This window comes from Terriglobales bacterium, from assembly GCA_035937135.1.
GTDB lineage: Bacteria > Acidobacteriota > Terriglobia > Terriglobales > Acidobacteriaceae > DASYVL01.
Window position 1 is genome coordinate 1 of record DASYVL010000077.1, and the last position, 9292, is coordinate 9292.

The 9292-nt window shown below is 66.1% G+C and carries 8 protein-coding genes and 1 riboswitch; of the genes, 7 read left to right on the top strand and 1 reads right to left on the bottom strand.

What is annotated here, in order from left to right; genetic code table 11:
- Window positions 1-131: 131 nt before the first annotated feature.
- The 6 genes from VGQ94_04975 to VGQ94_05000 all read left to right on the top strand — a co-directional run bounded on the left by VGQ94_04975 (window position 132) and on the right by VGQ94_05000 (window position 7250).
- Window positions 132-1031 (top strand): GAF domain-containing protein, encoded by a 900-nt coding sequence (locus VGQ94_04975; GenBank protein ID HEV2021860.1) that lies wholly within the window; start codon window positions 132-134, stop codon window positions 1029-1031.
- Window positions 1028-1729 carry a PilZ domain-containing protein gene (locus VGQ94_04980; protein HEV2021861.1) on the top strand — a complete coding sequence of 234 codons (702 nt, stop codon included), beginning with the start codon at window positions 1028-1030 and terminating at the stop codon, window positions 1727-1729. Before VGQ94_04975 ends, VGQ94_04980 begins: the two co-directional genes overlap by 4 nt.
- Window positions 1730-1768: 39 nt before the next feature.
- Complete coding sequence (locus VGQ94_04985; GenBank protein HEV2021862.1) at window positions 1769-2674, top strand: ATP-binding cassette domain-containing protein; 906 nt, start codon at window positions 1769-1771, stop codon at window positions 2672-2674.
- A complete protein-coding gene (locus tag VGQ94_04990) occupies window positions 2667-3929 on the top strand; it encodes an ABC transporter permease (protein ID HEV2021863.1) in 1263 nt (420 codons plus the stop codon). The genes VGQ94_04985 and VGQ94_04990 overlap by 8 nt, the downstream gene beginning before the upstream one ends.
- A gap of 119 nt (window positions 3930-4048) precedes the next feature.
- Window positions 4049-4762 (top strand): lysophospholipid acyltransferase family protein, encoded by a 714-nt coding sequence (locus VGQ94_04995; GenBank protein ID HEV2021864.1) that lies wholly within the window; start codon window positions 4049-4051, stop codon window positions 4760-4762.
- Window positions 4763-4818: 56 nt separating this feature from the next.
- A riboswitch (cobalamin riboswitch) is annotated at window positions 4819-5020 on the top strand.
- A gap of 25 nt (window positions 5021-5045) precedes the next feature.
- Window positions 5046-7250 carry a TonB-dependent receptor gene (locus VGQ94_05000; GenBank protein ID HEV2021865.1) on the top strand — a complete coding sequence of 735 codons (2205 nt, stop codon included), beginning with the start codon at window positions 5046-5048 and terminating at the stop codon, window positions 7248-7250.
- Here the strand turns inward: VGQ94_05000 and VGQ94_05005 are convergent.
- The gene (locus VGQ94_05005) at window positions 7247-7975 is read right to left on the bottom strand and encodes a class II aldolase/adducin family protein (protein ID HEV2021866.1); all 729 of its coding nucleotides are present in this window, start codon (window positions 7973-7975) and stop codon (window positions 7247-7249) included. The genes VGQ94_05000 and VGQ94_05005 overlap by 4 nt on opposite strands.
- 77 nt (window positions 7976-8052) lie before the next feature.
- Between VGQ94_05005 and queA the strand changes: the two genes are divergently transcribed.
- A complete protein-coding gene (gene queA, locus VGQ94_05010) occupies window positions 8053-9141 on the top strand; it encodes a tRNA preQ1(34) S-adenosylmethionine ribosyltransferase-isomerase QueA (protein ID HEV2021867.1) in 1089 nt (362 codons plus the stop codon).
- Window positions 9142-9292: the final 151 nt, after the last annotated feature.

The window sequence follows — 9292 nt, forward strand, 5'->3', positions numbered from 1 at the left end:
CCACGCTCTTGGCGTACTTGACCTGAGTTTGGAGTTCCAGCATGGCTGCGCTTCCGCTTTCCGCTGCCAGATTGTAAATTGCCTGACTCGCCTTTGCCCCTGCTTTGGCGCTAGAATCGCCCGCTTGCTCTATGGAAAAGCTCGCCATCCTCTACGATGCCAGCCAGGCGGTGCTCTCCACCTTCGATCTGGACGAGGTACTGCAACGCATCCTGGCCATCGTGCGCGACCAGTTCCGCCTGGAGAACGGCGCCATCTACCTACTCGACCCCGAGACCCGGGAACTCAAGCTGCGCAGCAGCTTCGGCCGGCCCGCGGAGATGGCAGCCCCCGTCCCCGCGGGCAGCGGACTGACGGGCGCGGCGGCCAAGCTGCGCCGTCCCGTCTATGCACCCGATGTCAGCCGGGACCCGCGCTACATTCCTGTCCTCGCCGCCACCCGCTCCGAGTTTGCCATCCCGCGGATGGTGCGCGACAACGTGGTGGGCGTCCTCGACTTCCAGAGCGAGCAGGCCAACTTTTTTAGCAACGAGACCGTGGACCTGCTGACGCTGTTCTCCACCCAGGCCTCCATCGCCATCGAGAACGCCCGGCTGCATTCGCTGGAGCAGCGGCGCGCGGCGCAGCTCGAAACCATCAACGCCCTGGCCAAGCAAACGGCGTCGGTGCTCGACCTGAAGGAGCTGCTGCCCAAGGTCTGTGCCCTGGTGCTGGAGTCGTTCCCGGTGGATCAGGTGGCAGTCCTGCTCAAGGAAGGAGACCTGCTGGTGGTCAGCGCCCAGCGAGGGATGGAGCTTTCCCGGAGTGCCGCGGCCGGTGACGGTGAGCATCGGGGTTGCCGATTTCCCGGAGAACGGCGCCACCCGCGACGAACTGGTGAAGGCCGCCGACGCCGCTCTCTACGCCGCCAAGCAGGCGGGGCGCAACCGCGTTCTCCCCGCCTCGGCCTCCGCCCGGGTGTGAACATGTCGCGCGGTCCGAAACCATTTGCCAAAATCCTCCGCGGGCGAAAGAATGGTTTTACCGCATGAGCGCCGGCGCCTCCACCCCCGTTCCCCCTAAGAAGGCAGTGGCCACCGTGGCCTTGATCGGCCTGGACGCGGCCGCCAGCACAATCTTGCACGATTGCTTCAAGCAGTTCGGCATCAAGACGGTCGCCGTGGGCGACGATGCCATCCAGCGGCTGAAGCGCGAGAAGTTCGAGGCCTGCGTCCTGCGCCTGAACGAACCCGGCACCGAAGCCATCCTGGAAGCCGCGCGCACCTCTTCCTCCAATCGTCGCATCGTGGTCTACGGCATCTGCAGCAACGCCCAGGAGTCCCTGCGCTTCTCCCGCTATGGCATCAACGCCATCATTACCGACCCGGTAGAGCGCCAGTCGTCGTTGCGCGTGGTGCGCGCTACCCACCTGTTAGTGATCAACGAGCTGCGCCGCTACGTCCGCGTCCCCATCGTCACCGAAGTCACGATCATCGTGCAGGGACGCCGGCACGCCGCCACTTCGCAGGAGGTCAGCGCCAGCGGCATGTCGCTCAAGACCCAATTCCGCGCCGCACCTCCCACCGCTGTGGAGATCGAGTTCACGCTGCCGGATGCCCAGCATCTGGCCGTCGGTTCGAACGTCTGCTGGCAGCGCGACCCCGATATGCTGGGAGTCCGCTTCGACGCCGGCGACAAACGCCGCCTCGCCGTGAAGAAATGGATCGACGATTACCTCGGCCTCGCCTAGGCCGGCTGCTCCACAGCGCTGGTGTAGGATTTGAATCTTATGGACGCGGTCCAACTGGAGAAGGTGCGCAAGACCTACGGCGACTTCGTGGCCGTGGACGACCTCAGTTTCAGCATCGCGCAAGGCGCCATCTACGGCCTGCTGGGGCCGAACGGCGCCGGCAAGACCTCCACCCTCCGCATGATGATCGGCATCACCGCGCCCGACTCCGGCACGGTGAGTCTGTTCGGCGAGCCCTTCCGCCGCTCGCACCTGAGCCGCGTCGGCTACCTGCCGGAGGAGCGCGGCCTTTACAAGAAGATGAAGGTGCTCGAGCATCTGGTGTTCCTGGCCGAGCTGCACGGGCTGTCCGCGGGCGAAGCCCGGCGCCGCGCCCTGAGCTGGGCGGAGCGCATGGAAATCGCCGCCTGGCTGCCCAAGAAGGTGGAAGAGCTTTCCAAGGGCATGCAGCAGAAGATCCAGTTCATCGCCGCGCTGCTCCACGAGCCCGAGTTCATCATCATGGACGAGCCCTTCGGCGGGCTCGACCCGGTCAACGCCACCCTGCTCAAGGACGTGCTGCTCGACCTCAAGAAACAGGGCCGCACCATCCTCTTCTCCACCCACCGCATGGACCAGGTGGAGAAGCTGTGCGATTCCATCTGCCTCATCGACCGCGGGCACCCGGTGCTGGCGGGCGAGCTGAAGCAGATCAAAGCGGGCTACGGCAAGAACCACGTGCAGATCGAGTACGAGGGCGACGGCGCCTTCCTGCGCCAGCAGGACGGGCTGGTCGAGTCCTTCAACGACTACGGCAACCACGTGGAGCTGCGCCTGAAGAAGGGCGCGGACGCGCAGGAACTGCTGCGCGCCGCGGCCGCGCGCTGCCGCATCCGCCGCTTTGAGCTGAGCGAGCCTTCGCTGGAAGAGATTTTCATCGACGTCGTGGGGAAGACCGATGCTTGACCAGCGGCTGCGCAACCTGGGGCTCATCCTGCGGCGCGAATACTTGGAGCGCGTGCGCACCAAGTCCTTCATCATCATGACCTTCCTCATGCCGGTGATGATGTTCTCCTTCGCCTTTCTGCCCAGCCTGCTCATCGGCCGCCGCGCCAGTGGGCACCGCCGCCTGATGGTGGTGACCGACAACCCGCAACTGGCGCAATCCTTCCGGCGGCAACTGCAGCAGTTCCAGCCCAAGGCGGGTGAGAGCGGGATGCAGTACGACGTCGAGACCAGTACCGACACCAGCGAGGCCGCGCGCGCCCAGCTCTCCTCCGAGATCGCTGCCCTGAGCTTGGACGGCTTCCTGTGGATGACCGAGGAGGCGGTGCGCGTGAAGAAGGTCACCTTTAACACCCGCGCAGCCAGCGACTTTGTGGAGCTTGGCATTGTGCAGCGCGCAGTGCGCGACGGCATCCTGGAGCAGCGCCTGGCCGCGCACAGCATCTCCAGCGCGGAGGTGGACGACCTGCTCAAGCGCGTGGACCTGGATGTCATCGCGGTCAAAGGCGGGGCCGGCGTGGGCATGCTGTTGATGGCGGTGATGCTGGTGCTGCTGCTCTACATGAGCGTGCTGATGAACGGCATCATCGTCATGCGCTCGGTGCTGGAGGAGAAAAACTCGCGGGTCATGGAAGTCATGCTCTCCACCGTGACCGCCAAAGAGCTGATGGCCGGGAAGATCCTCGGCGTGGGCGCAGTCGGCCTGACCCAGATGCTGATCTGGGGCCTGATGACCGCGCTGTTCGGCGGGAGCGCGCTGTTGGCCGTGGGCAAGATGGCGGAGGGAATGCACTTCACTCCAGCCATGATCATTTTCTTTCCCATTTTCTATCTTCTGGGCTACCTGCTCTACAGCGCCCTCTCCGCCGCGCTGGGCGCCGCCGTGAACTCCCAGGAGGAAGCACAGCAGTGGCAGTTCTTCATCGTCCTGCCTTTGATGGCCTCGATGGTCCTCATGATGCCCGTCTTCAGTTCGCCCTCCTCCACCCTGTCGGTGGTGCTCTCGCTCATCCCTTTCTGCGCGCCGGTGCTCATGTACATGCGCATCGTGGCGCAACAACCTCCGGCGTGGCAGATCGCCCTTTCGATCGCGTTGCTCGTGGCCACCATCTACGGCGCCATGGTGCTGTGCGCGCGCATCTACCGCGTCGGCATCCTGATGTACGGCAAGCGTCCCACTCTTCCCGAGATCGTCAAGTGGATGAAGTACGCGTAGGAAAACGCGTGGCACAGCCGCCCCCGGCTGTGCGAGGAGCGGCAAGGACTGTGTGGCACAGAGCCTGCCCTGAACGAAGTCGAAGGGTCCTCGGCTGTGCAATGTGGTGAAATAGACCTGTGACTCAGGCCTCCGCCGCGCTCGCCCCAGAAAAATCCGAAGAGCGCGCTCCCTTTACCCTGTGGCAGCGCATCGTTCTGACGCTCGCCACCTGGGCGGGGATGCTGCTCATCCGCGCCATCGCGCCCACGCTGCGCTACAGCGTCTCCATCGAGGAGGGCGGCCCGGAGTACGGCTACTTCGCCCCCGGAGTCTCCTGCTTCTGGCACCAGTGCGTGATTCCCGCGACTTGGTGGTACCGCGGGCGCGACATCGCGGTGATGACCAGCCGCAGCTTCGACGGCGAGTACATCGCCCGCACCATCGAGCACCTGGGCTACCGCGCGGTGCGGGGTTCGAGCTCCCGCGGCGGGGCGCGCGCGCTGCTCGAGATGCACAACCACATCGAGCACGGGCGCATGGTGACCTTCACCATCGATGGCCCGCGCGGCCCGCGCTACGTCGCCAAGCCCGGCCCGGTGCTGCTGGCCCGCAACACCGGCGTCCCGCTCTGCGGCTTCCACGTCGCGCTCGAAGACCCCTGGGTGCTGCCCTCGTGGGACGCCTTCATGATCCCTAAGCCGTTCTCGCGCGCCTTGTTGCGCATCGGAAAGCTGATCCGCGTGCCCGCGGACGCCGACGCCGCCGCGCTCGACCGCTACCACGCCGAACTTCAGGCCACTCTCGACCGCGTCCGGAAGTTCGCTGAGGAAAATCTGCCGCATATCCGTTGACACTCGGCCCGCCCGCGGTTACAGTCTGCTGACCGGGTATCGGCCCGGCTGATCTTTTCCATTCTGCGTTCGCGCGTCCTCGTCAGGCGATGAGGACTGGGAAGCGGGTGAGAATCCCGCGCTGCCGCGCAACTGTAAGCGAGTCCGGAGGCACGGACACTGTCCCGCCCAGCGGGATGGGAAGTCCGGCCTCGTAGTAGGGAACGAAAGTTTCCAACTCGCTGAGCCAGGAGACCGGCGCGATCGCTCTGTTTGAATCCCTTTCGCGTGCAAAGGAGGAACCATGCGGTCTCTGCGCTTCGTTCTTGCTTGTTTTGCCCTTCTGGCCGCCGCTCACGCGGCCGAACTCAAAGTCAACGTCACTGATCCTCACGCCGCCTCCGTCCCCGGCGCGCGCGTGGCGCTCTATCGCGCGGGGAACACCGCCGCCGGCGCTATTGCCGTCGCCATTCAGTCCACCACCGCCGACGGCAGTGCCATATTCCGCGACATTGCCGACGGCGCTTACCGCGTCGAGGTCCTGGCGCCGGGCTTCGCGGCGCAGACTGTTGCCGTCATGCTTCCGGGGGCGAGCTCCCTCGCCATCAAGCTGGTCGTCGCCGGCAAACCGGAGACCGTGGTGGTGACCGCTGCCGGCACGCCGCTGCCCGCGGCCGAAACCGGCGCCGCGGTCACGCTGCTCGACAGCACGCGTCTGGAAGCCATGCAGCCTTACGCTGCCTCGGACGCGCTGCGGTTCCTGCCCGGTGCGGTGGTCAACACCGCCGGACGCCGCGGCGGGCTGAGTTCGCTCTTCGTGCGCGGCGGCGAGTCGCGCTACAACAAGGTCATTGTGGATGGCGTTCCCATCGACGAGCCGGGCGGGACTTTCGACTTCGGAGTGGTATCGCTCGACCAGGTGGACCGCTTGGAATTCGTCCGCGGCGCCGAGAGCACCCTCTACGGCTCGGACGCCATGACCAGCGTGGTCCAGCTCTGGAGCGCGAGCGGGCGCACTCGGACGCCGGAGCTGCGCTTTGGCGCGGACGGCGGCAATTTCACGACCGCCAACGGTTACGCTTCGCTCGCCGGCGCGCGCGGCCGCTTCGACTACAACCTCTTCGCCTCGCAGTTCTGGACTCGTGGCCAGGGAGTGAACGACGAGTACTCGAACTCCTCGCAGGGCGGGAACCTGGGCGCGTTCGTTTCGCGCAAAGTCTTCTTCCGCCTGCGCGCACGGCATTCGAACAACCGCAGCGGGGTGCAATCGTTCTGGGACTTCAACGGCCAGCCACTGCTCGCGCCGGACCAGGACCAGCGCGCCCGCCAGAACAACTTCCTGGCCAGCGCCGAGCTTTCCATCGCCGCTCCCGGGCGCTGGCAGCATCGCTTCACCGGCTTCGAGTACCACCATTCGCGCTCGAACGTGGACCTGGTGGCCGACCGCGGCTGCGGCCCGCCGCTGTTCCTCGATTGTCCCTTCTCCGATCTTTTCACCATGAACCGCGCCGGGCTGGACTACCAGGGCGAGTACTCCTCGCGCCGCTGGTCGCGCACGACGTTCGGTTATCAACTGGAAGTGGAGAACGGGTTCGTCACCCAGGACTTCTCCGGCTTCGCCGGCGCGACGCACGGCCTGCGCCGCAACCACGCGGTATACGGGCAGCAGGTGTTCACCTTCTCGCGCGTCTCCCTGATCGCCGGGCTGCGCTTTGTCCACAACGAGAACTTCGGCGACAAGGCCGTGCCCCGCGTTGCCGCGTCGCTGCTGGCGCTGCGCGGCGGCGAGATTTTCTCCGGTACCCGGCTGCGCTTCGCCTACGGCCAGGGCATCAAGGAGCCGCGCCTGGAGGAGTCCTTCGGCGTCGGCGCCTTCAACCTCATCCCCAATCCCAACTTGAAGCCGGAAGAGAGCCGCTCGCTCGAGGCCGGTGTGCAGCAGGAGTTCGACCGCGGGCGCTACTCGCTCTCCGCTACCTGGTACGACAACCTCTTCCGCAACCAGATCGCCTTCAGCTTCAACCCGCTGACCTTCGAGAGTCAGTACGTGAACCTGAACCGCGCCTTCGCTCACGGCGCGGAGCTCGAGTTCCACGGGCGTCCGCGCACAGGCGTCACTCTCGACGCTGCCTACATCTACACCTCGACGCAAATCCTCCAAGCGCCGCTGGCTTTCGATCCGCTGCTGGCCGCGGGCTCGCCGCTGCTCCGGCGGCCTCGGCATTCCGGCTCCATCCTCGGTACCTACACCGGGAAACGCTGGGGCGGGAGCCTGGGCGCGAGCTTCGTCGGGCGGCGCACCGACTCCGACTTCCTCGGCTTGGGCGTGAACCACGCCGCCGGATACGCGCGCTTGGACCTCGGCGGCTGGTACGCAATCAATCGCTACGTCACCGCCTACGCCAATCTAGGGAATGCGCTCGATAAGCGCTACGAGGAGGCTGCGGGATATCCGGCGCTGCGGGTGAACTTCCGCGCCGGTCTGCGCTTCCGCGTGGGAGGAGACTAGGCCTGGCGGCGCACGCCGCGCGCGCGACGCTCGGGGGCGCCGTTTCCGCCGTTGCCGGACTTGGTGGCGAGAGCCGAATTGCGCGTGGCCTCGTACTTCTCGCGCGCGGCCATGAGCTTGCTGACGTCCTCGCCGCTGAGAAGCTGCTGGCGTCCGAGCTGGTGCACCACTAGCGCGATGCGCGCGAAGTGTTCCACCGTCTCCATGTTCATGTAGGCGTGCAGCAGGTCTTCGCCGTAGGTGACCACGCCGTGGTTGGCCATGAGGATGGCGTCGTGGCGCGGGATCAGCGGCTCGAGCGCCTCCGAAAGTTCGCTGGTGCCGGGCGTGCCGTAGCGCGCCAACGGGATCGAGCCCAGAGTGATGACCACCTCCGAGCACAGTGCCTGGTCGAGCGCCATGCCCGCGGCGGCAAAGCCCGTGGCCGTCGGCGGGTGTGCGTGCACCACTGCCTTCACGTCCGGCCGCAGCTTGTAGATCAAGAGGTGCATCCCGATCTCGCTGGAGACGTTGCGCCGCCCGGAGACCTTGCGCCCGGCCATGTCCACCACCACCATGTCCTTCGCCTGCATCGCTCCTTTGCTCATGGAGGTGGGCGTAGCCAGGATGCGGTTCGGGCCCAGGCGGACGGAGAGGTTGCCGTCCGTGGCCGCCACGTAGCCCAGCTCGTGGATCATCTTCCCGAAGCGGGCGATCTCGGCGCGGTGCTGGCGTTCGCTTTTCATGGATAGAGGAGACCGTCATGCTACCGTAGCCCCTCCGCCCCAGGCAATTTGTTTCGGCAGCCTCCTATAATCCGCACGTGCTGGTTTCCGACTTCGGCTACGAGCTTCCCCAGGAACTGATTGCGCAGGAGGCGCTTGCGGACCGCGCCGCCTCGCGCCTGCTGCATCTGGAGCGCGCTTCGGGGGCGTGGCAGGACCACGGTTTCCGCGAGTTTCCCGAACTGCTGCGCCCGAACGATCTACTGGTGATGAACAACACCCGCGTCTTCCCGGCGCGGCTCTACGGACACCGCTCCGGCGTCCGCGCCCAGCCCGTGAGCCCGCGCAATCCCGCCGCCCGGGAATTTCTGAAGGGACAGGTCGAGGTTCTGCTGACCCGGCAGACAGGAGAGCACGAATGGCAGGCGCTGGTGCGTCCGGGGCGCAAGATCGGCGTGGGCGAGCGCCTCTACTTCGGCGAGGGGGACGAACTCGAAGCCGAAGTCATTGCCCGCGGAGACTTCGGAGAGCGCACGCTGCGCTTCGCGCCCTCGCCCGACTTCTTCGCAGTCGTCGAGCGCCTGGGGCACGTCCCGCTGCCGCCCTACATCGCGCGGCCGGACGCTCCCGGCGACCGCGAGCGCTATCAGACGGTGTACGCCCGCGAGCGGGGCGCAGTCGCTGCTCCTACCGCCGGGCTGCACTTCACGCCGGAGATTCTTGATCGCCTGCACGCACGCGGCATCGAGACAGCGGAGGTCACGCTGCACGTCGGCCTGGGCACGTTTCAGCCTGTGCACGCCGAGCGCGTCGAGGACCACAAGATGCACAGCGAGCCCTACAGCATCTCCGCGCAGGCGGCGGAGCAGCTCAATCGCGCCCTTGCCGCCGGCCGCCGCGTCGTTGCTGTGGGGACGACCACCATCCGCACGCTCGAGCACGCCGCGCGCCAGAATCCTGACGGCCGCATCCAGTCAGGCGGCAAGGAAGCGGACCTCTTCATTTATCCCGGCTTTGACTTCCGCGTGGTGGGCGCGCTGCTCACGAACTTCCACCTGCCGCAGTCCACACTGCTGATGCTGGTTGCGGCCTTCGCCGGGCGCGAGCCGCTGCTGGCCGCGTATCGGCACGCAGTGGAGGCGCGGTATCGGTTCTATTCGTATGGGGACTGTATGTTGATCGATTGAGTCATTGAGTCATCGGGCGATTTGCCACACAAGATCCACCAATGACTCAATGACCCGATGGCTCAATCGCTCGCGCCGTCTGCGGGCCCTACTGCTAAACTTCTGTTTCCTTGAGCGCCAAAGCCCAATCCGCAGAGAAGGGCCGCGTCTT